The following is a 22,785-nucleotide window of genomic DNA, read 5'->3' on the forward strand; positions in this document are numbered from 1 at the left end:
GAGCTCCAAGCACCTGCGCGGCGACTTCAACTACGCCTGGCCCACCGCCGAGATCGCGGTGATGGGGGCCAAGGGCGCGGTGGAGATCATCTTCCGCCAGGAGGCCAAGGACCCGCAGGCGCTGGCCGCCCGCGAGGCCGAATACAAGGACCGCTTCGCCAACCCGTTCGTGGCCGCCTCGCGCGGCTATGTCGACGACGTCATCATGCCCCACGGCACCCGCAAGCGCATCGTCCGGGCCCTGCATTCGCTGAAAGGCAAGGTCCTCACCAACCCCGCAAAGAAGCACGACAACATTCCGCTTTAGGCGCGAGATGCTCCCCCTGAAGGGGGAGCTGTCGCGGAGCGACTGAGGGGGAAGTGACTTCCCAACCTCAGCAGCAACTTCCCCCTCCGGCCCTCCGGGCCACCTCCCCCTTCAGGGGGAGGATTTCGATCCAAGGACCGCCGCCGATGTTCACGAAGATCCTGATCGCCAACCGGGGCGAGATCGCGGTGCGGGTGATCAAGACGTGCCGTCGGCTGGGGATAGCGACGGTGGTGGTCTATTCGGACGCCGACGCCGACAGCCTGGCGGTGGAGATGGCCGACGAGACGGTGCATATCGGGGCGTCTCCGGCCGCGCAGTCCTACCTGGTCGCCGACAAGATCATCGAGGCCTGCAAGCGGACGGGCGCCCAGGCCGTGCATCCGGGCTTTGGCTTCCTGTCGGAAAAGGCCGAGTTCGCCCAACGTTGCGCCGACGAGGGCATCGTCTTCATCGGCCCCAATCCCGGCGCGATCTCGGCGATGGGCGACAAGATCGAGAGCAAGAAGTTCGCCCAGGCCGCGGGGGTGTCCTGCGTGCCCGGCCATATCGGCGAAATCGCCGATGTCGCCGAGGCGCTGAAAGTCTCCGAGACCATCGGCTATCCGGTGATGATCAAGGCCTCGGCCGGCGGCGGCGGCAAGGGCATCCGGGTGGCCTGGAGCCGCCAGGACGTCGAGGAGGGCTTCCCGGCCGTGCGGGCCGAGGCCGCCGGGGCGTTCGGCGACGACCGCATCTTCATCGAGAAGTTCATCGAGAGCCCGCGCCACATCGAGATCCAGGTGCTGGGCGACAAGCACGGCAATGTCGTCCACCTGTTCGAGCGCGAATGCTCGATCCAGCGGCGAAACCAGAAGGTCATCGAGGAGGCGCCCAGCCCGCTGCTCGATCCCGAAACCCGGGCGGCCATGGGCGCCCAGGCCGTCGCCCTGGCCAAGGCGGTCAACTACGACAGCGCCGGCACCGTCGAGTTCGTCGCCGGCCAGGACAAGAGCTTCTACTTCCTGGAGATGAACACCCGCCTGCAGGTGGAGCACCCGGTCACCGAACTGATCACCGGCCTGGACCTCGTCGAGCAGATGATCCGCTCGGCGGCCGGCGAGCCGCTGGCGTTCGGCCAGGACGACCTCTCCATCAACGGCTGGGCGATCGAGGGCCGGATCTATGCCGAGGATCCCTACCGCAAGTTCCTGCCCAGCATCGGCCGCCTGGTGCGCTACGCCCCGCCGCCGGAAGGCGAGAAGGGCGCGTACACCGTCCGCAACGACGCCGGCGTGCGCGAGGGCGACGAGATCTCGATGTTCTACGACCCGATGATCTCCAAGCTCTGCACCTGGGCCCCGACCCGTAACCAGGCGGTGGCCGGCATGGCCCGGGCGCTGGAGGACTTCCACATCGAGGGCCTGGGCCACAACGTGCCGTTCCTGGCCGCGGTGATGGACCAGGCGCGCTTCGTCTCCGGCAAGCTGGCCACCAGCTACATCAAGGACGAGTTCCCCGACGGCTTTGCCGGAACCCAAGCCACCGCCTTCCAGCACGACCTGCTGACCGCCGTCGGCTGCGCCATGCAGCGCATCGCGGCCCAGCGGCTGGGGCGGGCCCGGGCCGAGTGGACCGTGGTCATCGGCCACGGCAAGCAGCGGGTGCATCTCTCCGGCGAGGGCCAGTCGCTGAGCGTCGACCTGCTCGACGAGGGGCGGTCGCTCCAGCTCACCGACATCGCCTGGCGGCCGGGCCTGCCGACCTTCCGCGGCGTGCTGGACGGAACCGCCTTCACCGCCGAGGTCGCCCCCGCGCCCGAGGGCTTCACCATCCGCCACCGCGCCGCCAAGGCCCGGGTGCTGGTGCTGACCGCCCGCAGCGCCGAGCTGCACGACAAGCTCCCCGCCAAGGCCCCGGCCGACACCTCCAAGCTCATCCTCTCGCCGATGCCGGGGCTCGTCGTCTCGATGGACGTCGAGGTCGGCCGCCAGGTCCGCGAGGGCGAGGTCGTCTGCGTCCTCGAGGCCATGAAGATGCAGAACATCCTGCGCGCCGAACGCGACGCCGTCGTCAAGGCCGTCAACGCCAAGCCCGGCGACCCCGTCGCCGCCGACCAGGTCCTCGTGGAGTTCCTGTGAGTCTTCCCGACCTCGCCATCCCCGGTCCACGGACAAAGGCGGCGCTCGCGCTGGCGGAGCGCCGTCGTCGGGCCCAGACGACCATTCGCAAGGGAGTTCAGATGCCTGCTATCCACACCGTCGCTGCCGCCCCTGCCCCGCGCTTCACGCTGCGGTCCTCCGAGCTGCCGATCGGCGAGGTCGCCGAACAGCTGGGCCTGACCCTGCGCGCCATTCGTCACTACGAGGAGATGGGCCTGATCGCCTGCGGACGCGGCCCCAAGAACGTCCGCACCCTGGGCCAGTCGGCGCGGGCCCGGCTGGCGGCCATCGCCGACCTCAAGACGCTGGGCCTGCCGATCTCGGAGATCGTCGACCTGCTGGGACCGGACGGCGCCTGTCCCGATCGCCTGAAGACGCGGCTGCGGGCGCAACTGGAGGCGCTGGACGCGCGGCGGACGGCGATCGCGGGGTATCTTGTTTCCCTCTCCCAAAGGGAGAGGGAGGGGCCCGCGCAGCGCGCGGGAGGGTGAGGGGTTACACCGCTCACCGTTTATCTACGGCATTCACTCCGAGCGTGGTGATGGGACCGCCAACTTTGAAACCCCTCACCCTCCCATGCTTCGCATGGGCCCCTCCCTCTCCCTATGGGAGAGGTTCTTCTTCTACCCCCGCACCAGTTCCCGCATCGCCTTGTCCAGCCCGTCGATGGTCAGGGGGAACATGCGGTCGTTCATCAGCTGCTTCATGACGCCGATCGACTGGGTGTAGTCCCAGTGGCGCTCGGGCGTCGGGTTGAGCCAGACGCAGCTCTGGTAGATGTCGGTGACCCGGCTCATCCAGATCGCGCCGGGCTCCTCGTTCCAGTGCTCGACGCTGCCGCCCGGATAGGTGATCTCGTAGGGGCTCATGGTGGCGTCGCCGACGAAGATCACCTTGTAGTCGGCCGGGAACTTGTGGAGCACCTCCCAGGTAGGGACCTTCTCGGTGTGCCGGCGCTTGTTGTCCTTCCACACGCCTTCGTAGAGGCAGTTGTGGAAGTAGTAGAACTCCAGGTTCTTGAACTCGGTCTTGGCCGCCGAGAACAGCTCCTCGCAGAGCTTGATGTGGCCGTCCATCGAGCCGCCGATGTCGAAGAAGATCAGCACCTTGATGGCGTTGCGGCGCTCGGGGCGCAGCTGGATGTCGAGATAGCCCTTTTCCGCCGTGCCGCGGATGGTGCCGTTCAGGTCCAGCTCCTCGGCCGCCCCGGTGCGGGCGAACTTGCGCAGGCGGCGCAGCGCGACCTTGATGTTGCGGGTGCCCAGTTCGACGCTGTCGTCGAGGTTCTTGTATTCGCGCTTGTCCCAGACCTTCACGGCCCGGCCGTGGCGGCCCTTGTCCTGGCCGATGCGCACGCCTTCGGGGTTGTAGCCGTTGTTGCCGAACGGCGAGGTCCCGCCCGAGCCGATCCACTTGTTGCCGCCCTGGTGGCGCTCCTTCTGCTCGGCCAGACGCTCGCGCAGGGTCTCCATCAGCTTCTCGAAGCCGCCCAGGGCCTCGATCTGGGCCTTCTCCTCGTCGGTGAGGAACTTCTCGGTCAGGGCCTTGAGCCATTCTTCGGGAATATCGGCCGTGATCCCCTCGCCCACCGTCTCCAGCCCCTTGAAGACGTGGCCGAACACGCGGTCGAACTTGTCGAGGTTCTTCTCGTCCTTCACCAGGCTGGCGCGCGACAGGAAGTAGAAGTCGTCGATCGAGCGGTCGATGACGCCCTTGTCCAGCGCCTCCATGAGCAGGAGGTATTCGCGCAGGGACACCGGCACCTTGGCCTGGCGCAGCTCGGAGAAGAAACGAAGGAACATCGGCAGGGCCTCGAACGTCTGTTCGAAAGAATGAGGCCATCCGCCCTCCGGCGCAACGGCCCGCTACTTGCGACGGCGTCCTCCGCGCGAATGGCCGGCGGTCATCGGGTCGGGCTTCTGCGGCGGAACCCAGCCCGGCGGCCGGGCCGGGACCGGCTGGTCCGTCCCCAGCCCCATCTTTCCGGGAACCTGCCGCTGGAAGTACGACGCCTGGGGCTCGGGCGCGTTCGGCGGCTCGTGCAGACGCTCGGACCGGCGCAGGCCGGCGATCTCGTCGCGCAGACGGCCGGCGGCCTCGAAGTCCTCGGCGGCGACGGCCTGGGCCATCCGCTCCTCCAGCGTCTCGATGTGGGTCTCGCTCATGGCCGCTCCCTTGCTGGCCTGACGACAACGCCTCAGGCCGGCGTTCGTCCACTCTTTGCTTGAGACGTCGCGCGTGCGGGCGTAGGCCGTCGGCGTGTCCGAACCCGTCTCCGTCAATCCGGCCGCCCCGCCCCTGCAAGAGCCCTCGCCATGGGCCACGCGGCTGGTGTCGCTGGCCGTGGCCAGCGCCCTTTTGATGGAGTTCATCGACTCCACGGCCCTGTCGACCGCCCTGCCGCGCCTGGCCCAGGCCTTCTCGGCCGATCCGATCCACCTGAAGCTGGCGCTCACCTCCTACATCCTGGCGCTGGCCGTCTTCACCCCGGCCAGCGGCTGGGCCGCCCAGCGCTACGGCGCGCGGCGGGTGTTCCTGATCGCCATGCTGGTGTTCCTGGTCGGCTCGGCGCTGTGCGGCCTGTCGCAGAACCTGGGTCAACTGGTCGCCGCCCGCATCGTCCAGGGCATAGGCGGGGCGATGATGACGCCGGTGGCGCGGCTGATCGTCGTGGGCTCGACACCCAAGGACAAGCTGATCAGCGCCATGGGCTGGTTCACCATGCCGGCCATGGTCGGACCGCTGATCGGACCGCCGATCGCCGGCTTCGTGCTGTCGGTCGCCGACTGGCCATGGATCTTCTACCTGAACCTGCCGATCGGCATGGTCGGGGCGATCGCCGTGCGACGCTTCGTACCCAAGGGCGCGCCGGATCCGGAGGCCGGCCGCTTCGACACCCAGGGCTTCGTGATGAGCGCCATCGCCCTGTCGGGCCTGATCGGCCTGGCCGAGACGGCCGGCCTTTCCCTGCTGCCGCCGCTGGTGCAGGCGCTGTTGCTGGCCGTGTCGCTGGGCGCGGGCTGGCTGTACCTCAAGCACTGCCGGGCCCAGGCCAGACCGATCCTCGACCTGACCCTGCTGCGCTATCCGACCTTTCGGGCAAGCCTGGTGGGCGGGACATTCGTGCGGCTGGGCATCGGGGCCAGCCCGTTCCTGATGCCGCTGCTGCTACAGGTGGCCCTGGGCTGGAGCCCGCTGAAGGCCAGCGGCGTGACCATCGCCACGGGCCTGGGCGTGCTGGTCGCGCGCCCCTTCGCGGCCGCGCTGCTCAAGCGCTACAGCTTCCGCACGGCGCTGGCGGTGTTCGTGGTCGCCACCGCCCTGATGACCGCCGTACCGGGCTTCTTCACGGCCTCGACCCCGATGTGGCTGATGATCGCGCTGCTGCTGGTCGGCGGCTTTGCACGGTCGAGCCAGTTCATCGCCGCCAACACCATCGCCTATGCCGACGTCCCCCAGCCGCGCGTGGCGGCCGCCTCGACCCTGGCGGCGGTCAGCCAGCAGGTGGGCCTGGCCCTGGGGGTGAGCTTCGGCGGCCTGATGCTGCACCTGACGCGCGGCGCGGGCGACCACGCCCTGACGCCGGCGAGCTTCGTCTGGCCGTTCGTGGCCATCGGCGTGGTGACGCTGCTGGCGCTGCCGGTCTACCTGCGGCTCGACAAGGACGCCGGGGCGAGTTTGAGCGGAAGATAGAGAACCTCCCCCTGTGGGGGAGGCGGCCGAAGGCCGGTGGGGGGCCGTTTTCAGCTGCTGCCGTGTTGGCCGACGCAGCAACAACTCCCCCCACCGATCGCTTCGCGATCACCTCCCCCACAGGGGGAGGTTCCGTGACGATCAGGAACGCGCCGCCGCGATCCGCGCGCGGGCGATCTCGTCGGCGACGAGGTTGGCCGGGCGCTTCTCGGCCAGCGACTGGTCGAGCACTTCGGCGAGGGTCAGGGCCAGGCGATCGAGCTTGGTCGCCACCCATTGCGGATCGAAGGCGCCGCCGGCTTCCAGGGCGCGGATCTCGGCGGCCACGTTGATGATGCCGCCGCCGTTGATGACGTAGTCCGGGGCGTAGAGGATGCCGCGGTCGAACACGGTCTGGCCGATCATGGCGTCGGCCAGCTGGTTGTTGGCGCCGCCGGCGATGACCTTGACCTTCAGGCGCGGCAGGGTCGCGGCCGAGATCACACCGCCCAGAGCACAAGGAGCGAAGACGTCGGCCTCGACGTCGAAGATGGCGTCGGTCGACACGATCTCAGCGCCGGTCCTGGCGGCGACTTCGTTCAGGGCCACCTGGTTGACGTCCGCGATGATCAGCTTGGCGCCGGCGGCGTGGAGCTTTTCGGCCAGGTAGGCGCCGACGTGGCCGACGCCCTGGATGGCGACCTTCACGCCGTTCAGGTCGCGGCCCAGGGCGCGCTCGACGCACAGGCGTACGCCGCGGAACACGCCCTCGGCGGTGACCGGAGACGGGTCGCCCGAGGCGGCCGCGTGGCCTTCCAGGCCGGCGACGTAGCGGGTGGTCCTGCGGGTGCTCTCGAGGTCGGCCGGCGAGACGCCGACGTCCTCGGCCGTCCAGTACGAGCCGCCCAGGCTGTCGACGGCGCGGCCGAAGGCCTCGAACAGTTCCGGCGTCTTCTGGCTGCGGCTGTCGCCGATGATCACGGCCTTGCCGCCGCCGAAGTCGAGGTCGGCCATGGCGTTCTTGTACGACATGCCGCGCGACAGGCGCAGGGCGTCGGTCAGGGCCGCCTCGCTGCTGGCGTAGTCCCACATCCGGCAGCCGCCGGCGGCCGGGCCGCGCGCGGTGGAGTGGATGGCGATGATCGACTTGAGGCCCGTCTTTTCGTCGTAGAACGAGTGGACGCCTTCATGCCCTTCGAAATCGGGCAGATCGAACAAGGTCATTGCCGTGGGCCTCGCCTCAGCCTGGAAAACAGTGCGCCGGGGTGTACGCCGCCCCGAGCGCCGCCGCAAGGATCACTTTATCGGCCTTTTGTCACATCGGCCGACGATCGTTCATATCGCACTGCAATATACCGGACGTTCGACTAGCGCCCGGCCGGAACGCCCTGAACTTTTACGACATTCGGCGCGGTCGGCGCGCCCGGGATCGGCGGCGCGCCCGACGGCAGGTCGGCCTGCGGATCCTTCAGGAACGCGGCGGCGTCGCGCCAGACCACCTGCGCCTGCTTGTCGACCAGCAGCAGGTGGTAGCCGTCGGCGTAGAAGGCCGAACGATCGTCGGGCTTCAGGCGACGGGCGGCCTGTTTCGTCGGCTCCTCGGGGATGATCTCGTCGCGCTCGCCGTAGAAATAGGCGACCGGCGCCCGCACCTTGCCCAGCGACGCCCAGGCCCGCTCCATCAGCCCGACCAGGCCGTAGAGAGTGTCGGACCGCGCGCCCCAGATCATCAGCGGATCGCGGCCCATGCGCCGCAGCTCTTCCATGTTGTCGGTCGGCAGCACCTTCTGCACCAGCCATTCGGGCGGCTTGACCACCCAGCTGCGCGCGGTGTGAGCGCTGATCCAGAGACTGGTCTTGTAGGGCAGAGGCTGGGCCGACCAGCCCCAGACGGCCGGGGCGAACAGGAGGAGGGAGTCGGCGGCCGGCGGGTTGTCGGTGGCCATGGCGGCGATGGCCAGCGCCCCGCCCATGCTGACGCCCGCCAGCGAGACCTTGGCGTCGGGGTGGGCCTCGCGGGCCAGCGACACCAGGGTGCGGACATCCTCGATCATCAGGTCGGCCGAGGCCCAGACGCCCCGGCGTGGCGAGCGGCCAAAGCCGCGCAGGTCGAGCGCGTAGGTGGCGATCCCCTGCCCCGCCCACCAGTCGGCGGCTAGGTGATAGGCGTTGGAGTAGTCGTTCATGCCGTGCAGACCGACGACCACGTGGGTGACCTGTCCGTCCTGAGGCAGCCAGCGCTTGAGGCCCAGCTTGGCGCCGTCGAAGGCGATCATCCAGTCGTCCTGCAGCCGGGCGCCGCGCAGGCCGAGCGGCGCGAGGGCGGGGCGCTGGGTGATGGGGACGCAGGCGGCGGCGAGGCCGGCGGCCCCGACGGTCAGGAGAAGGCTCCGGCGGTTCATCGCGTCAGAATGCCCGCGACACGGCGGCGAAGATAGGGCGTGACCTCTTCCTCGAACCATGGATTGCGCTTGAGCCAGGCGGTGTTGCGCCACGAGGGATGTGGCAGGGGCAGAACGCCGTAGGCGGCGTATTCGCTCCAGGCGGCCACGGTTTCGGTCATCGACGGCTTCATGGCCTCGCCCAGCGCCCAGGCCTGGGCGTAGCCGCCGACCAGCAGCGTCAGCTCGACATTGGGCAGAAGGTCCAGCAGGTCCTTGCGCCACAGGGCCGCGCAGCGGGGCGGCGGCGGAAAGTCGCCGCCCTTGGGATTGGTCCCCGGAAAACAGAAGGCCATGGCCGCAACGCCGATCTCGGGCCGATCGTAGAAGGTGTCGCGGTCGACGCCCATCCACTGGCGCAGGCGATTGCCCGAGGGATCGTTGAACGGCAGGCCGGTCTCGTGCACCAGCCGGCCCGGCGCCTGGCCGCAGATCAGCAGGCGCGTCTCCGCGCCCACCCGCACCACCGGACGCGGTTCGGGGATCTCGCCGACACAGGCCCGGCAGGCGCGGATCTCGGAAAGCAGGACGTCGAGCGACATGGCCGGCAGTTAGGACGCCGCCGGCCGCGCACCAAGAGGCGCCCTGCCCTTGGACTGCCCGTCAGGTCGCGGCGACCCCGACCACGACCGACACCGGAACGAACTCGGCCGTGTGCTGCACGGCCAGGCCCATGTCGACCCGCAGGACGCCCTGGCCGATATAGGGCCCGTTGTTGCTCATGTCGCAGACGACGTAGAACGACTCCGCGGCCTTGGCGCCCATCAGGCCGCCCGCCTTCCAGATCTCGGTCAGGAAAGCCGACACCTGCGCCTGCACCGTCACGAACAGCGCCGGCGACGGCGCTTCGGTCGCCGTCCAGGCCAGGCCGCCCTCGACGCTGTCCTCGATGTGATCGACCAGCCGCCGCGCGGGCACGTAACGGAACGTGTCGCTGGCCCACGAGAGGGTCCGCACGCCCCAGATGACGGCGTCGTGGCCCGGGAAGCTTCTGAGCGCATTGAGTCCGCGCGCCGACAGCGCCGCGTTGTCGCCGTCGGTCAGGAAGCGCTGCGGAACGCCGCTGGCGAAGTCGGCGCGGATGCCCGCGGGCGCGGTCCAGACGCCGTCCTTGCGGTCGGTGCGGGCCCAGATGCCGGCGACCGCTCCGCCGGAGGGACGCGGGCCGCTCTCGTCGAGCAGGCGCGAGGCGTAGCAGGCCATGCGCGAAAGCTGCGGCTCGGAGAAGTAGCCGAGCGCGTCGACCGTCATCGCGTCGATCTTGGCGGTCGCCCAGGCGGCCGGGGCCTCAAGGATCATCATCGCCTCGTGCTCGACCACGAAGGCCGCGGCCGTCTCCCGGGCGAAGACCGGGACATCGCCCTCGATCTGGTCGGGCGACAGGTAGAGGATGTTGAACGGCGCCGCCTTCAGCGCGGCCAGGGCGCTGTCCAGGGCGGCCTGGGTGGTGGCGTCCCCAGGCAGGCGGACGATCACCGCGGCCTCGCCGCCGTTCGCGAAGAAGTCGGCCACGGCCAGGGTCAGGGGATAGGCCCGATCAGCCGGGCCGTAGGCGGCTTCGAAGGCCGCCTGGCCGTCGACCGGGACGGCGACGCCCGCCGGACCGTGGCCGATCCGGCCGACGAAGGCCGTCACCGCCGTGGGCAGGCCCACGATCGGCTGCACCGGCGCGATCTCCTGGACGTATACGCCCGGGGTCTTCAGTTGCGACATCGAAGCTACTCCATACTCGACGTCGCAACCTCCGATAGCCGCACCGGCCTTGGCAAGGCTTCAGGCGGCCTCGGGCGGCGCGAAGGCCGCCAGCAGCGCCTCTTCGCCGGCGATCAGCGCCGCATAGGCCGGCCGAGCCAGGATGGCGTCGGTATAGGCCTTGGTGCGCGGCCAGCGCGACAGGTCGAGCTTGAGGTGGCGCAGGTTGGCGAACGGGCTGGCCACGGCGATATCGGCCAGGGTCACGCGGTCCTCGAGCAGGAAACCGCCGGCGTCCGGCACGATGCGCTCCAGGTAGTCGAGCACCGGCGGCAGCTCCTCGGCCTCGGCCTTGGCGGCCACGGCCTCGTCGCCGGGCCGGCGCATGAAGCGCGGCGCGACGATGCGGTTGAAGAAGATCTTGCCGGCCGCCGCCACCAGGATGGTGTCGACGTACTCCTCGAACCACACCGCCCGGGCGCGAGCGCGCGGCTCGGCCGGGATCAGGTTGGGCTCCGGATGCAGGGCTTCCAGATAGGTGATGATCGCCGTGGAGTCCGAGATGCGGAAATCGCCGTCCTGGAAGCCCGGGATCTTCCGAAACGGACTGCACTCGGCGAACTCGGGATCGAGGGTCCCGGGCGGCGACACCCGGTTCTCCAGCTTCAGCCCCTTCTCGGCCCCGAAGGCCAGGGTCTTGCGCACATAGGGCGACAGCGACGAACCGAAGACGATCATGAGCGAACCTCCCCTGACATATTTGGGAGGCTCATAGTTCACCGAACAGGTTTCTTTTCAAGACCCACCTTTCGGCGGGCCTCGGTGCGATCAGTCCTCGGCGACGTCGGCCACGTCGTCGGCCCCATCTTCCACGTCGTCCGGGAAGCTGGTCGGATCGCCTTCCATCGGCAGGCGCAGGCGATAGACGCCCCGGAACTTCTCGGGATTGGCCGGCTTGTTGTGGCGCAGGATGACGATCTTGCCTTCCTTGGCCAGTTCGACGGCGTCGGTGCGGATGTGGCCCAGCAGGCGCTGCCAGCGCTCGGGCTGGAGAGCCTTGGCCACCGACATCGGGTCGATGGACTTGCCGGCCGGAAGGCCGGCCAGTTGAGAGAGGATGGTGTCTTGGATCGGGGTGGTCATCGCAAAGCCATGCCACGGTTCGGGCTTCGACGTAAGCGGGCGGCTTGCCTCGACGCGCTTCGGGGTCTTAGCTGAGCCGCAATAACAACGAGAAAGTACGGGAGCGCAGGGCATGGACGGCGGCAACGAGATCGTCAGCGGGCCAAGGCTGATCGAGGACGGCGAGTGGGCCGGCTGGCGCACCTGGGCGGGCCTGGATCCGTTCGAGGACCAGACCGGGCCGTTCTACTTCCGCGAGGACGACGGCAAGGTGCGCTGCGCCTTCCGCGCCGAGCCGCGCCACATGAACGGCGGCGGCTTCATGCACGGCGGCTGCATGCTGACCTTCGCCGATTTCTCGCTGTTCGCCATCGCCTGGCGCGAACTCGACAACGCCAAGGCGGTCACCGTCTCGCTGAACGGCGACTTCGTGGGCCCGGCCAAGGCCGGCGACCTGGTGGAGGCGACCGGCGAGGTGGTCCGCGCCGGCGGCTCGATGATCTTCGTACGCGGCCTGCTGTCCACCGGCGGCCAGCCGATGCTGACCTTCTCCGGCGTGATCAAGAAGATCTGGACGATGGGCGGACCAGCCTAGGGCGGGGCGTTACGCACCGTCCGCCAGCCGCTTGGCCTGGGCCACCCAGGCGTCGCGCTCGGCGCGGCCCTTGAGGCTCAGTAGCTTGTCGAAGCTGTCGAGTTCGTCGGCGCTCCAGGCGGCGATCTGGCTGAAGCGGGTGACGCCCAGATCGGCCAGCGAGGCGGCGAGCTTGGGGCCGATGCCGACCAGCAGGGTCAGGTCGTCGGCCGCGACCTTGGCGGTCTCGACCAGCGGGGCGGCGGCCTTCTCGACGGTCTCGACCGGCGCGGCGACAGCCTCGACGACGGGCTCGGGAACGGTCTCGACGACGGCTTCGACCACCTCGGCCGTGGCTTCGACGACGGCCGGCGGAACTTCGGCGGCGGCCTCGACGACCTCGACGGTCGCAGTCGCCACGGTCTCGACGACCGGCTCCACCTCGGCCACCACGACCTCGACCACCTTGACCGGCGCCTCGACCAGGGCGGGCGCGGGCTCGTCGATCACGCCGCGCGACACCGGCTCGGGCGCTATGGCGATCAGGGCTTCGAGGTTCACCGCCTCGCGCCAGCGGTTGGACCACCACCACCAGGCCGCGCCCGCGGCGGCCGCGCCGCCGAACACCGCCCACAGGGGCGAGGCCGCGCCCAGCAGCACGTTGGTCGAGGGGGTCTGGGAACTTTCGGAAGACGAGGGCGGGAAGGACGAGGAAACCATGGCCGTTCACTCCGTCGATCGAGATTGTGCGGCGCAGCATAGCATGGAACGCCGTTTCGCAAGCGCAAAAATGCTACCCTTGCGTCAGCCTCCCAGGAACACCGAACAGGCCGCGCCCGCCAGCATCATCACCGCCACCAGGGCCAAGATCGGCAGCCTGATGGCGAAGGTCAGTCCGCAGGCGAGCGCCACCAGGCCGAGAGCGGCGGGATGGAGGCTGGCGAGGTCGGGCAACGTCGCCCTGAACGGCCCCCAGGCCGCCTCGTTCCCGGTCCGAAACAGCAAGTGAACGGCGAACCACAAGGCGAGACTGGCGATCACCCCGACCACCGCCGCGCCGACCCACGACAGGGCCGCGGCCGCCCGGGCATGAACCCGCAGCCGCTCGACGAACGGTCCGCCAGCGAAGATCCACAGGAACGACGGTGCGAAGGTCGCCCAGGCCGCCATCAGCCCGCCCAGCACGGCCATCGGCCAGGCCAGGGCCGGATCGGCGTCGCGCCAGGCGGCCACGAAGCCGACGAAGACGAATACCAGCACCAGCGGCCCTGGCGTGGTCTCGGCCAGGCCCAGGCCGTCCAGCATCTGGCCCGGCGTCAGCCAGCCAAGCTCGCCCGACACCTGCCCCACATAGGCCAGGGCGGCATAGGCGCCGCCGAAGCTGACCACCGCCAGACCGCTGAACACCGCCCCGATCTGGGCCAGGGCCGAACGCGGCGCGAGCAGGAAGGCCAGGGCCACAGGGCCCAGCCAGGCGGCCAGGCAGACCAGCGCCGCCCTCCCCGCGCCTTTCAGCGGCGGGGCCTCGACATCGGCCGCGATCGGCCCGCCTCGCGCGCCCCACAGCCAGCCGCCCAGGCCGGCGGCCAGGATCACCAGCGGGAACGGCGCGATGGTGAAGGTCAGGGCCAGGAAGGCGAGGATCGCCGCCACGGCGCCGGTCCGTCCGCGCGCCGCGCGCCCGGCCATGCGCAGCAGGGCTTGCAGCACCAGCGCCACCACCGCCGCCTTCAGCCCCAGCAGCACCGGCGCGGCCCAGCGCGCCTGGCCGTGAACGACATAAAGCGCCGAAAGCCCGAGCATCGCCGCAAGGCCCGGCAGCACGAACAGCAGCCCCGCCGCCAGCCCGCCGCGCACGCCGTGCAGCCGCCAGCCCAGCCAAGTGGCCAGTTGCTGCGCCTCGGGTCCCGGCAGCAGCATGCAGAAGCTCAAGGCGTGGGCGAAACGGTCTTCGTCGACCCACCCGCGCCTTTCGACCACCTCGCGATGCAGCAGGGCGATCTGGCCGGCCGGCCCGCCGAAGCCCAGGCAACCGACCTTGAACCAGAGGGCGCAGGCCTGACGAAGGCTCGGCGCCGTGCTCACAGGATCAGGCGCGCCAGACGCGGGCGGCCGCGCCGGGCTCGCCCAGGCGCTCGGCCAGGAAGGCAGTGATCTCGCTGACCCTCGGCTCGATCGCCGCCGGGGCGCCGACCAGCACCATGGCGCTGCCGTTCATCTTCATCGGGTCTCGCAGGGGCCGCAGGCGAAGCTCGGCCACTAGCGCGTCATCGGTGACGTTTTCTAGCGCGCGGATGAAGGCGTCGAACGTCTCCAGGTCCTTCAGCGGCGTCCAGATGGCCAGCACCGCGCCTGGATCGACCTTGCGCACCGCCCGCACCGTGGCCACGCACTGGGCATAGTCGTCGGGACGCTCGAACGGCGGGTCGATCAGCACGAAGGTCCGCCCCCCGCGCCCGGCGCGCGCCTCGGCCGTGGCGTAGCCGTCGGCCTTCAGGCCCTGGGCGAAGGCGTAAGGGCCCAGCACCTTGCGCAGCTGGTCGAAGTCGTCGTCGCGCAGTTCGCAGGCGGTATAGCGGTCGCTGCGCCGCAGGACGCGGGCGATCAGCAGCGGCGAGCCGGGGTAGAGGGGCGCGTCGGCCGCGCCGACGTTCAGCTCTTCCACCGCCTTCAGCAGCGGCGCGAACGGCGCGGGCGCATCGCCCTCGGCCAGCAGGCGGCCGATGCCGGCGGCGGCTTCCTTGGATTTCTGGGCCATGTCGCCGCGCAGATCGTAGGCCCCGGCGCCGGCGTGGGTGTCGATCACCGCCAGCGGCGACTCATCAACGGTCAGGGCCTCGAGCAGGGCCAGCAGGATCGCGTGCTTCTGCAGGTCGGCGAAGTTGCCGGCGTGAAAGGCGTGGCGGTAGTTCATCGAAGCTCCCCGGAACGGACGAACCCTCTACCACGTTGGCCGGGATTGGGTTGGGAGCGAACGCATGACCCGGCATTTTTCCGCTTTCGGCGCACGGTGAGCGCCGTGGCCCGCGACACCAACGCGACCCAGGCCGCCGAAAAAGTCCTGCTGGCCTATGTCAACGACCAGGAACAGGGCCTGACCCGTCTCGGCAAGCCCGGCCGTTTCGCCTATGCCGACGCCGATGGTCGGCCGGTCAAGGACGAGGCGACACTGGAGCGGATCCGCGCCCTGACCATCCCGCCGGCCTGGACGAGCGTCTGGATCTGCCCCGATCCCAACGGTCATATCCAGGCGGTCGGCCGCGACCAGAGGGGCCGCAAGCAGTATCGTTATCACCCCGACTGGCGCGCCGATCGCGAGGCGCGCAAATACGAGCGCATGGCCGCCTTCGGCCGCGCCCTGCCCCGCCTTCGCAAGCGGGTGGAAGCCGACCTCTCCCGTCGCAGCCTGCCGCGCGAGAAGGTGCTGGCGGCGGTCGTGCGCCTGCTGGAACTGACCCTCATCCGGGTCGGCAACGACGAATACGCCAGGGCCAACAAGAGCTTTGGCCTCACCACCATGCAGAAGCGCCACCTGAAGCTCGCCGGCGGCGGGGCGGTGTTCGAGTTCAGGGGCAAGAGCGGCAAGATCCACCGCACCGGCTTTCGCGACCAACGCTTGGCGCGCATCGTGCGCGCCTGCCAGGACCTGCGCGGACAGCGCCTGTTCCAGTATCTCGACGAGGACGGCCAGCGCCGCTCGATCGAAAGCCACGACGTCAACGACTACATCCGCGCCGTCGCCGGCGAGGACTTCTCGGCCAAGGACTTCCGCACCTGGTACGGCTCGCTGGCGGCGCTCGAGGCGCTGAGCCTCCAACCCGCCCCGACCAGCAAGACCGAGGCGAAGAAGGCCCTGAACCTCTGCATCAAGGCCGTGGCCGGCCTGCTGGGCAACACCCCGGCCGTCTGCCGCGCCGCCTATATCCACCCTCGTGTGCTCGAAGCCTTCGAGGCCAGCGCCCTGCCCAGGCGACGGGCGAGCTCGGCCAGGGCGCGGGAATTGGCGCTGCTGAGACTGGTGGCCGCCTAGGTTTGCCGATGCGCCGCCAGCGCTCTCTCCAGCTCCTCGATCATCCTGTGCTTCAGGCTCTCGGGCGAGACGATCTCCACCGCGTCGCCCCAGGTGAACAGGTGCCAGGCCAGTTCCAGCATGCCGCTGGCCCGGAAAGCCACGATGACGACGCCGTCCGGTCCTTGCGTCACCACCTGGTTCGAGTGGAAACGCCAGCGCAGCGCGTCCTCGGCCCGTTCGGACTTGATGCGCAGGACCACGTCCTCGATCTCGCCGTGATAGATGCCGAAGCTCTCGTCGGCGAAGGCCTGCAACGAGAAGGCGGCCGGCGGCGAGGCCGGCTTGTCCAAAGCCTCGACCTCGCTCATCCGGTCCAGGCGGAAGGTGCGCGGGCGCGGGCTCTGCCCCTCCAGCGACACCAGATAGTTGCTGCGGCCGAACAGGATGCCCAGCGGCGTCACCGTGCGGGTGCGGCCCGGCTGGCTGCCGCCCTCGTAGCGGAACGACAGCGCCGTCAGCCCCTTCACCGCCGAGCGGATCTCGGCCAGCACGCCCTGGTCCTCGAACGGGCGCGGACCGGCGTGGACGGCGATGGTCTCGGCCTGGACCAGGGCCTCGACGTCGGGGGCCACGCGCCGACGGGCCGACCCCTTCAGGGCCGACAGCAGCTTGCCCTCCAGCGCATACAGCGCCGCGGCCCGCGCCTCCGCGCCCGCCGCGGCGTTGGAATCGGCCGCCGTGCGCAGCGCCGCCAGCTCCTCGGCGGTCGGGGTCTGGAACAGGCTGTCCAGGCCTGACGGAATACGAAAACGGCGGGTGGGAGGGTCCTCGATCGCCTCCATCTGCGGGAAGGCCGACCACACCGCGTCGCGCATGCGCTCGGCGGTCCGCCGCCCCACCTCCATCGCCTGGGCCATCTCGTCCAGGGTCAGCCCCTCGGAAGAACTGGCCAGCCGGCGGGCCAGGTCGAGCAGCTTCGTCGCCTTCTCATGTCTCATTCCGGATCATTACGACCGTTTCTGTCGCAACGCACGTGGAAAAGGGAGCATCGCAATGGTTCGGAGAAACCGACATGAGCCGCCTCGCCTGCCAGCCCTGGCACGTTCGTCCGGTCAGCGCCGCGATGATCTCGGCCGTGCTGGCCTTCGCCGACATCCACCGCGACCTGGGCGGCGGCCGCACCCTGATGCGCCTGAGCCCCGAGCGCGCGGCCAAGGCCGACGTGATCCTGCTACTGGGCGGCGACGCCGAGCGGGCGACCGACGTCGGCCTGGTGTGGAACGACCGCGAGGACCAGTTGGTGCGGGTGATCGACGACGCGGCCCTGCGCGAAACCCGCCTGGCGGCCTGGGAAGAGGCCTTCGACCTGTTCGACGCCGAAGACCACGAGCCTGAACCGGCCCGGCTCTGCGCGTGACCATTCCGGCGCCGCGTGCCGAGGAACAGCTTGAATCTTCGAGCGTGAAAGCCGGGTCTCCAGCCCGGCTTTCGCCATTTCCGGCAAGGGTTCCAGAGACTAGGCGAGCCCCCGTGAACCTGAGGGCCTCATGTCGACATCGAGCTCGATTCAGTCACGCCGGCTGCGTCAATCTCGGTTAACAAATCATCACAGTAAACGCGCCGATAACCGCGACATTTTCACTCAATGTCAAGAATATTACGAAACATTGCAGTGGGGCAAAAAGCCCTCCGACCGTCAAAATGACGTCGGACACCTCAAGAAGGAGTCTTCGTAATGGCGCTGAACAGCATCAACACGAACTCGGGGGCGATGATCGCCCTGCAGAACCTGAACTCGACCAACAGCGAGCTCGGTGTCACCCAACAGCGGATCAACACCGGCAAGAAGATCGGCTCCGCCAAGGACAACGGCGCGATCTGGGCCACCGCCAAGAACCAGTCGGCCACCTCGTCCTCGATCAACGCCGTGAAGGACTCGCTGCAACGCGGTCAGTCCACGATCGACGTCGCCCTGGCGGCCGGCGACACGGTGACCGACCTGCTCGGCAAGATGAAGGAAAAGGCCCTGGCCGCTTCCGACACCTCGCTGAACACCGCGTCGTTCAACGCACTGAAGGCCGACTTCAACTCGCTGCGCGACCAGATCACCAAGGCCGTCTCCAACGCCAAGTTCAACGGCGCCAGCATCATCGACGGCAAGACCACCAAGCTCACCTACCTGGCCAACTCGGACGGGTCGGGCATCACGGTCAACTCCAAGACCCTGTCGCTGGCCGGCATCGGCCTGAGCACCACGACCACCTTCACGACCGCCGCCGCGGCCAAGACGATGATCACCACCATCGACACGGCCCTGCAGACGGCGACCAACAAGCTGGCCTCGCTCGGCACCAGCTCGACCGGCCTGGACACCCACCTGAACTTCGTCGGCAAGCTGCAAGACAGCCTCGACGCCGGCGTGGGCAACCTGATCGACGCCGACCTGGCCAAGGAAAGCGCCAAGCTCCAAGCCCTGCAGACCAAGCAGCAGCTGGGCATCCAGGCGCTCTCGATCGCCAACCAGTCGTCGAGCTCGATCCTGAGCCTGTTCCGCTAAGCGGAAACGACGGCCAAGACTACCGGGGCGGGCCGCATGGCCCGCCCCACTCTTCGCGCCCAGGCGCGACGGGCTCGAGCAGCGCTCGCCCGAAAAACCCTCAATAAGTGTATTTTTGCGCACTGCGGCCAGAAGGCGTACGCGGCATTCACGTCGGGAAGTCGACATTGCGTCGACCACAACAGCGCCCGCCGATGGAAAGCCGATGACCCAGTTCTGTAGCCTCCAGATCTTCAACATGACGCCGTATGACGCCATTCTCAGCCTCAGCCTGATGGAGCGCCATAACTGGGAACCGCCCTACGATCGCACGCCCATGCAGTTTCAGGGCGCCCGCGTCGCCCCGTTCAGCTCCACCGAACTCCTTCCGCTGCACATCGCCGACGACACCAAGACGGCGGAGTTTCGACTGAACTTCGCGATCGGCCGCGGAGAGGTCGGTACGATCGGCGACGGCTGGGCGCCGATCAAAGGGGTCAACGAGGATACCAAGAAGTTCTTCGACGCCGGTGAACGCAAGGGCTACCTGCCTACATTCGGCTCGGCCGCAGGCGACTTCCGGGTGCTCGAGGTGGAGTACGGCACCGGAGAGGACGAGAACGACCGCCACCTGGCCATCGCCATCATCCCGCGCATCGACGCCAAGACCTGGATGTCCAACCTGCCGGATGAAACGATGCTGCGCGACCTCACCCTGCCGGGGGCCCATGACGCGGGCACCGCCGCCGACATCATCGACCTGAGCCGCTGCCAGGACCTGACCATCGCCGAGCAGTTGGACGCGGGCGTCCGCTACTTCGACATCCGCCTGACGCCGTTCTATCCGCTCCAGATCTGCCACGGACTGTCGCGCACCGGGAAGTTCTTCGAAAAGGACTGCGCCGCGCCGATGGCCGAGTTCCTGCGTGATCGCGGTCCGAAGGAAACGATCGTGCTTTGCGTCAACTCGGACGTCGACGACAATCCTCTCGAGAACTTTCACGACAACCTGATCGGGCTTCTCGATCGGTCGCTGAGCGACACCTTCCAGACGCCCGGCGCAGGCCTCAAGCGCCTGGAAGCCGGCCAGCTTCAGCTCCCCCTGAAAGAGCTGAGAGGCAAGATCGTCCTTCTGCGCCGCTACCCGCTCCAGAGCGGCGGCAACCCGATATACGCGCCGCTAAGCGGCATCCAGATGATCCAGTTCACCGATAAGGGCGGCACGAACCGTTATCCCTGGCCCCAGAACTCCGACACCTTCGCGGAGGTCAAGCTGAAGGGCGAAACCGGCGTCAACTACCAGCTCGACCACTACAAGCCCGGCGATCCCTATCTTCAGGCCTACGCGATCCAGGACAACTACGAGAAACAGACCGAGGACGCCAAGACCGCCTATGTTCAGCAGTATTCCGACGTCGCCCGGACGGAATATAGCGGCACCTGGTTCATCAACTTCCTGAGCCTGGCCGGCCCCGAGACGCCGCGCGGTTATGCGACGGGGTTCAAGAACATCAACGCCCGGATCTTCCAGTACATCGTGCAGACCGGCGTCGGCCGCTATGGAACCCTGCCTCTGGATTTCGTCAGCGACCCCGAAGGCCTGCTGGACCTGATGATCGCCAGCAACCAGAAGCTCTTCGTCAAGTGAGCCGGCGGCCGGCTCCGGCGTCTAGCGCGCCGGGGCCGGTCCCAAGGCCTTGCCCATCCGCGCCAGCGGCACGTCGTAGCCCTTGGAGGTCGGCGCGGTGAACGGCTCGATCAGCGTATAGCCGCAGGCCTCGTACAGCGGCACGCCGCCCATGGTCGCGGCCATCTCGGCGCGGGTGAAGCCCTCGCCCGCCGCGGCCTGCTCGCAGGCCGCCAGGATCATCCGGCCCACGCCCTTCCGCACGTGATCGGGGTGAGTGTACATCGCCCGCACGCGAGCGGCGTCGCGGGCCGGGTCCAGCATGGCCGCGTCGCGCCCCGCCGAATGGTCGCCGCCGAACAGGGTGGCGCGACGGCTCCAGCCGCCGCAGCCGGCGATCTCTCCGCCATCCTCGTGCGAAAAGTCCTCGACGACGAAATAGGTGCCGTCGGCGATCAGCTGGCTGTCCAGGCCCATGACCTCGAACGAGGCCTCCACGCCTTCCGGCGGCAGGAACGGCGTCAGCAACTCGGCGATCGCCGCGTTCATCAGCGTGGTCAGGACGGGGATGTCCTCGGGCCTGGCCAGGCGCAGGGTCAGATCGGTCATGGGTCCGAAATAGCCCGGCCCGGCGCTGGTGCAAGACCCCGCGCCCTATCTCGCGACCGCCCGCCTCGGCTAACCTGCCCGGCGACGGAGCCGACGCCGTCGAGTCGCCGACACCCTCCCCGGGGAGACCTGATGTACCGCAACACCACCTTCGCCGCCCTGGTCCTGGCCGGGGCCGCCCTGCCCGCCGCCTCGGCCCTGGCCGCGCCCCCGCCTGGCAAGACGCTCTACGACGACAACTGCGCCGCCTGCCACCAGGCCAGCGGCAAGGGCGTCAAGGGCGCCTATCCGGCCCTGGCCGGCGCGCAGCTGATCCAGGGCGACGCCAAGCCGCTTCTCTCCATCGTGCTGAACGGCAAGAACGAGATGCCCGGCTTCAAGGACGACCTCACCGACGCCGACCTCGCCGGGCTGCTGACCTATGCGCGTACGTCTTGGGGCAACAAGGGCAAGGCGATCACGCCCGCCGAGATCGCCGCCGCGCGCCGGCGGAAATAGGGCCCGGACACACGGCGAACTATTTTCGCCGAAAACTTCATGACAACGTTGTCACGCGTAGCGAAAGCCGCTATACAGGTCCTGCCCTTCCTGGGCGTTTCCTCCCAATTCACTGGGCCGCCTTCTTCTCCTGGAGGGCGGCTTTTCTTTTGCCCGCGATCAGGCCGTCCGGACCTTGCCGTCCTCGACCATCACCGGCCAGGGCGTCAGGCGGCCGCCGGCGCAAGGTCCGCCCAGGCAGGCGCCGTCCTCGATGGCGAACACCGCCCCATGCCAGGAACAGGCGATCATGCCGCCGTCAGGCGTCAGGTACTGGTCCAGCTGCTGGGCCAACGGCAGGCCGGCGTGCGGGCAGCGGTCGACATAGCCGAACACCGCCTCGCCCCGCCGCACCACGAAGCCGTGGAAGCGGTTCTCGCCGATCTGCAGCACGTAGTTGCGCGCCGCCCCGTCGGCGATCAGGTCCAGCGGGCCAAGATTGATCCCAGCCCGCGTCGACCAGACGCGTCCGACCACTGCGGCGTCTTCCGTCAAACCCGCTCGACCGTCTGTTCGATGGCGCCGAAGATGGTGTGGCCCTTGGCGTCCTTCATCTCGATGCGGACGGTGTCGTCGCCCATCAGGAACGGCGTCTGCGGGGCGCCGTGCAGGATGGTCTCCACGGTCCGCACCTCGGCCAGGCACGAATAGCCGAGGCCGCCCTGCGCGATCGGCTTGCCAGGACCGCCGTCGGCGTCGCGGTTCGAAACCGTGCCCGAACCGACGATGGTGCCGGCCGACAGCGCCCGGGTCTTGGCCGCATGGGCCACCAGGGTCCCGAAGTCGAAGGTCATGTCGACGCCAGCGTCGGCGCGGCCGAAGTCCTGGCCGTTCAGCTCGATCAGCAGCGCGCCATGCAGCTTGCCGTCCTTCCAGCCCGGCAGGGCGTCGGGCGACACCGCCGTCGGCGAGAAGGCGCTGGCCGGCTTGGACTGCACGAAGCCGAAACCCTTGGCCAGCTCGGCCGGGATCAGGTTGCGCAGGGAGACGTCGTTGCACAGCATCACCAGGCGGATGGCCGCCAGGGCCTCCTCGCGGCTGGCGCCCAGCGACACGTCGCCGACGATGACGGCGACCTCGCCTTCCAGGTCGCAGCCCCAGGCCGCGTCGGCCAGCGGGATGGTGTCGCGGGGGGCCAGGAAGCCGTCCGACGCCCCCTGGTACATCAGGGGATCGGTCCAGAAGCTTTCCGGCATCTCCGCGCCGCGGGCCTGGCGCACCAGTTGCACGTGATTGACGTAGGCGCTGCCGTCCACCCACTGGTAGGCGCGCGGCAGCGGGCTCAGCGCGTCGTGCTCGTGAAAGCGCTCCTTGGGCACGCCGCCGTGCTCGAGGCTTTCGGCCAGCCCGCGAAGCAAGGGCTCGCAGCGCTCCCAGTCGTCGAGCGCGGCCTGCAGCGTCGGCGCGATCGTCCCGGCGTCTGTGCACCAGGCCACGTCGTTCGACACCACGACCAGCCGGCCGTCGCGGCCGCCCTTCAGAGACGCGAGCTTCATTCGGCGCTTCCTCTTCCTG

25 protein-coding genes are annotated in these 22,785 nt (G+C 69.0%); 10 read left to right on the plus strand and 15 right to left on the minus strand.

Annotation, left to right across the window (positions count from 1 at the left end; genetic code table 11):
* The 3 genes from DDF62_RS00605 to DDF62_RS00615 form a co-directional block, all read left to right on the plus strand.
* Nucleotides 1-307 (plus strand): carboxyl transferase domain-containing protein (locus tag DDF62_RS00605; protein WP_279629651.1); only part of this gene is annotated, 307 nt, incomplete at its 5' end.
* Between the two features lie 146 nt (nt 308-453).
* On the plus strand, nt 454-2,427 hold the full coding sequence (locus DDF62_RS00610) for an acetyl-CoA carboxylase biotin carboxylase subunit (protein WP_116487310.1): 1,974 nt from the start codon (nt 454-456) through the stop codon (nt 2,425-2,427).
* A gap of 101 nt (nt 2,428-2,528) precedes the next feature.
* Nucleotides 2,529-2,939 carry a MerR family transcriptional regulator gene (locus tag DDF62_RS00615; RefSeq protein ID WP_116487311.1) on the plus strand — a complete coding sequence of 137 codons (411 nt, stop codon included), beginning with the start codon at nt 2,529-2,531 and terminating at the stop codon, nt 2,937-2,939.
* Nucleotides 2,940-3,071: 132 nt separating this feature from the next.
* Here the strand turns inward: DDF62_RS00615 and DDF62_RS00620 are convergent, their stop codons facing one another.
* The gene (locus tag DDF62_RS00620; protein WP_116487312.1) at nt 3,072-4,250 is read right to left on the minus strand and encodes a vWA domain-containing protein; all 1,179 of its coding nucleotides are present in this window, start codon (nt 4,248-4,250) and stop codon (nt 3,072-3,074) included.
* Nucleotides 4,251-4,313: 63 nt separating this feature from the next.
* Nucleotides 4,314-4,613 carry a UvrB/UvrC motif-containing protein gene (locus DDF62_RS00625; protein ID WP_116487313.1) on the minus strand — a complete coding sequence of 100 codons (300 nt, stop codon included), beginning with the start codon at nt 4,611-4,613 and terminating at the stop codon, nt 4,314-4,316.
* Nucleotides 4,614-4,707: 94 nt separating this feature from the next.
* On the opposite strand from DDF62_RS00625, the gene DDF62_RS00630 reads away from it, so the two are divergent.
* Complete coding sequence (locus DDF62_RS00630) at nt 4,708-6,141, plus strand: MFS transporter (protein WP_244286660.1); 1,434 nt, start codon at nt 4,708-4,710, stop codon at nt 6,139-6,141.
* Between the two features lie 141 nt (nt 6,142-6,282).
* Here the strand turns inward: DDF62_RS00630 and DDF62_RS00635 are convergent, their stop codons facing one another.
* The 6 genes from DDF62_RS00635 to DDF62_RS00660 all read right to left on the minus strand — a co-directional run bounded on the left by DDF62_RS00635 (nt 6,283) and on the right by DDF62_RS00660 (nt 11,396).
* Nucleotides 6,283-7,344, minus strand: coding sequence for a Leu/Phe/Val dehydrogenase (locus tag DDF62_RS00635; RefSeq protein ID WP_116487314.1), 1,062 nt, complete (start codon nt 7,342-7,344; stop codon nt 6,283-6,285).
* Nucleotides 7,345-7,487: 143 nt separating this feature from the next.
* Nucleotides 7,488-8,522 carry an alpha/beta hydrolase gene (locus tag DDF62_RS00640; RefSeq protein WP_116487315.1) on the minus strand — a complete coding sequence of 345 codons (1,035 nt, stop codon included), beginning with the start codon at nt 8,520-8,522 and terminating at the stop codon, nt 7,488-7,490.
* Nucleotides 8,519-9,103 carry a uracil-DNA glycosylase family protein gene (locus tag DDF62_RS00645; RefSeq protein WP_116487316.1) on the minus strand — a complete coding sequence of 195 codons (585 nt, stop codon included), beginning with the start codon at nt 9,101-9,103 and terminating at the stop codon, nt 8,519-8,521. The genes DDF62_RS00640 and DDF62_RS00645 overlap by 4 nt, the downstream gene beginning before the upstream one ends.
* A gap of 61 nt (nt 9,104-9,164) precedes the next feature.
* Nucleotides 9,165-10,274 carry a phage tail sheath family protein gene (locus DDF62_RS00650; RefSeq protein ID WP_116487317.1) on the minus strand — a complete coding sequence of 370 codons (1,110 nt, stop codon included), beginning with the start codon at nt 10,272-10,274 and terminating at the stop codon, nt 9,165-9,167.
* Between the two features lie 60 nt (nt 10,275-10,334).
* The gene (locus DDF62_RS00655) at nt 10,335-10,991 is read right to left on the minus strand and encodes a glutathione S-transferase family protein (RefSeq protein WP_116487318.1); all 657 of its coding nucleotides are present in this window, start codon (nt 10,989-10,991) and stop codon (nt 10,335-10,337) included.
* A gap of 90 nt (nt 10,992-11,081) precedes the next feature.
* Nucleotides 11,082-11,396: a DUF3253 domain-containing protein gene (locus DDF62_RS00660; RefSeq protein ID WP_116487319.1), complete on the minus strand. Its 315-nt coding sequence runs from the start codon at nt 11,394-11,396 to the stop codon at nt 11,082-11,084.
* A gap of 112 nt (nt 11,397-11,508) precedes the next feature.
* On the opposite strand from DDF62_RS00660, the gene DDF62_RS00665 reads away from it, so the two are divergent.
* Nucleotides 11,509-11,970, plus strand: coding sequence for a PaaI family thioesterase (locus DDF62_RS00665; RefSeq protein ID WP_101711268.1), 462 nt, complete (start codon nt 11,509-11,511; stop codon nt 11,968-11,970).
* Nucleotides 11,971-11,979: 9 nt separating this feature from the next.
* Here the strand turns inward: DDF62_RS00665 and phaH are convergent, their stop codons facing one another.
* The 3 genes from phaH to rlmJ form a co-directional block, all read right to left on the minus strand.
* Nucleotides 11,980-12,669, minus strand: a complete 690-nt coding sequence (gene phaH / locus DDF62_RS00670; protein WP_116487320.1) for a phasin PhaH — start codon at nt 12,667-12,669, stop codon at nt 11,980-11,982.
* An 84-nt stretch (nt 12,670-12,753) separates the two neighbouring features.
* A complete protein-coding gene (chrA, locus tag DDF62_RS00675; RefSeq protein ID WP_116487321.1) occupies nt 12,754-14,034 on the minus strand; it encodes a chromate efflux transporter in 1,281 nt (426 codons plus the stop codon).
* Nucleotides 14,035-14,038: 4 nt separating this feature from the next.
* Entirely contained in the window at nt 14,039-14,863 is an 825-nt protein-coding gene (gene rlmJ / locus DDF62_RS00680; RefSeq protein ID WP_116487322.1) for a 23S rRNA (adenine(2030)-N(6))-methyltransferase RlmJ, read from the minus strand.
* Between the two features lie 105 nt (nt 14,864-14,968).
* On the opposite strand from rlmJ, the gene DDF62_RS00685 reads away from it, so the two are divergent.
* Nucleotides 14,969-15,979, plus strand: a complete 1,011-nt coding sequence (locus DDF62_RS00685) for a DNA topoisomerase IB (RefSeq protein WP_116487392.1) — start codon at nt 14,969-14,971, stop codon at nt 15,977-15,979.
* On the opposite strand, the gene DDF62_RS00690 is transcribed toward DDF62_RS00685, so the two are convergent.
* On the minus strand, nt 15,976-16,959 hold the full coding sequence (locus DDF62_RS00690) for a helix-turn-helix transcriptional regulator (protein WP_116487323.1): 984 nt from the start codon (nt 16,957-16,959) through the stop codon (nt 15,976-15,978). The two genes, DDF62_RS00685 and DDF62_RS00690, sit on opposite strands and share 4 nt — an antisense overlap.
* 74 nt (nt 16,960-17,033) lie before the next feature.
* On the opposite strand from DDF62_RS00690, the gene DDF62_RS00695 reads away from it, so the two are divergent.
* The 3 genes from DDF62_RS00695 to DDF62_RS00705 all read left to right on the plus strand — a co-directional run bounded on the left by DDF62_RS00695 (nt 17,034) and on the right by DDF62_RS00705 (nt 20,145).
* Entirely contained in the window at nt 17,034-17,378 is a 345-nt protein-coding gene (locus DDF62_RS00695) for a hypothetical protein (protein WP_116487324.1), read from the plus strand.
* 318 nt (nt 17,379-17,696) lie between these two features.
* Nucleotides 17,697-18,518 (plus strand): flagellin, encoded by an 822-nt coding sequence (locus DDF62_RS00700; protein WP_101719006.1) that lies wholly within the window; start codon nt 17,697-17,699, stop codon nt 18,516-18,518.
* 205 nt (nt 18,519-18,723) lie between these two features.
* The gene (locus DDF62_RS00705; RefSeq protein ID WP_116487325.1) at nt 18,724-20,145 is read left to right on the plus strand and encodes a PI-PLC domain-containing protein; all 1,422 of its coding nucleotides are present in this window, start codon (nt 18,724-18,726) and stop codon (nt 20,143-20,145) included.
* A 21-nt stretch (nt 20,146-20,166) separates the two neighbouring features.
* Here DDF62_RS00705 and DDF62_RS00710 read toward each other — a convergent pair whose 3' ends face one another.
* Nucleotides 20,167-20,733, minus strand: coding sequence for a GNAT family N-acetyltransferase (locus DDF62_RS00710; protein WP_116487326.1), 567 nt, complete (start codon nt 20,731-20,733; stop codon nt 20,167-20,169).
* A 132-nt stretch (nt 20,734-20,865) separates the two neighbouring features.
* On the opposite strand from DDF62_RS00710, the gene DDF62_RS00715 reads away from it, so the two are divergent.
* The gene (locus DDF62_RS00715; protein WP_116487327.1) at nt 20,866-21,231 is read left to right on the plus strand and encodes a c-type cytochrome; all 366 of its coding nucleotides are present in this window, start codon (nt 20,866-20,868) and stop codon (nt 21,229-21,231) included.
* Between the two features lie 159 nt (nt 21,232-21,390).
* On the opposite strand, the gene DDF62_RS00720 is transcribed toward DDF62_RS00715, so the two are convergent.
* Nucleotides 21,391-21,765, minus strand: a complete 375-nt coding sequence (locus DDF62_RS00720) for a Rieske (2Fe-2S) protein (RefSeq protein ID WP_116487328.1) — start codon at nt 21,763-21,765, stop codon at nt 21,391-21,393.
* Nucleotides 21,762-22,766: a fumarylacetoacetate hydrolase family protein gene (locus tag DDF62_RS00725; protein WP_116487329.1), complete on the minus strand. Its 1,005-nt coding sequence runs from the start codon at nt 22,764-22,766 to the stop codon at nt 21,762-21,764. The genes DDF62_RS00720 and DDF62_RS00725 overlap by 4 nt, the downstream gene beginning before the upstream one ends.
* Nucleotides 22,767-22,785 lie beyond the last annotated feature (19 nt).

The organism is Caulobacter radicis (genome assembly GCF_003094615.1).
GTDB classification, from domain to species: Bacteria; Pseudomonadota; Alphaproteobacteria; order Caulobacterales; family Caulobacteraceae; genus Caulobacter; species Caulobacter radicis.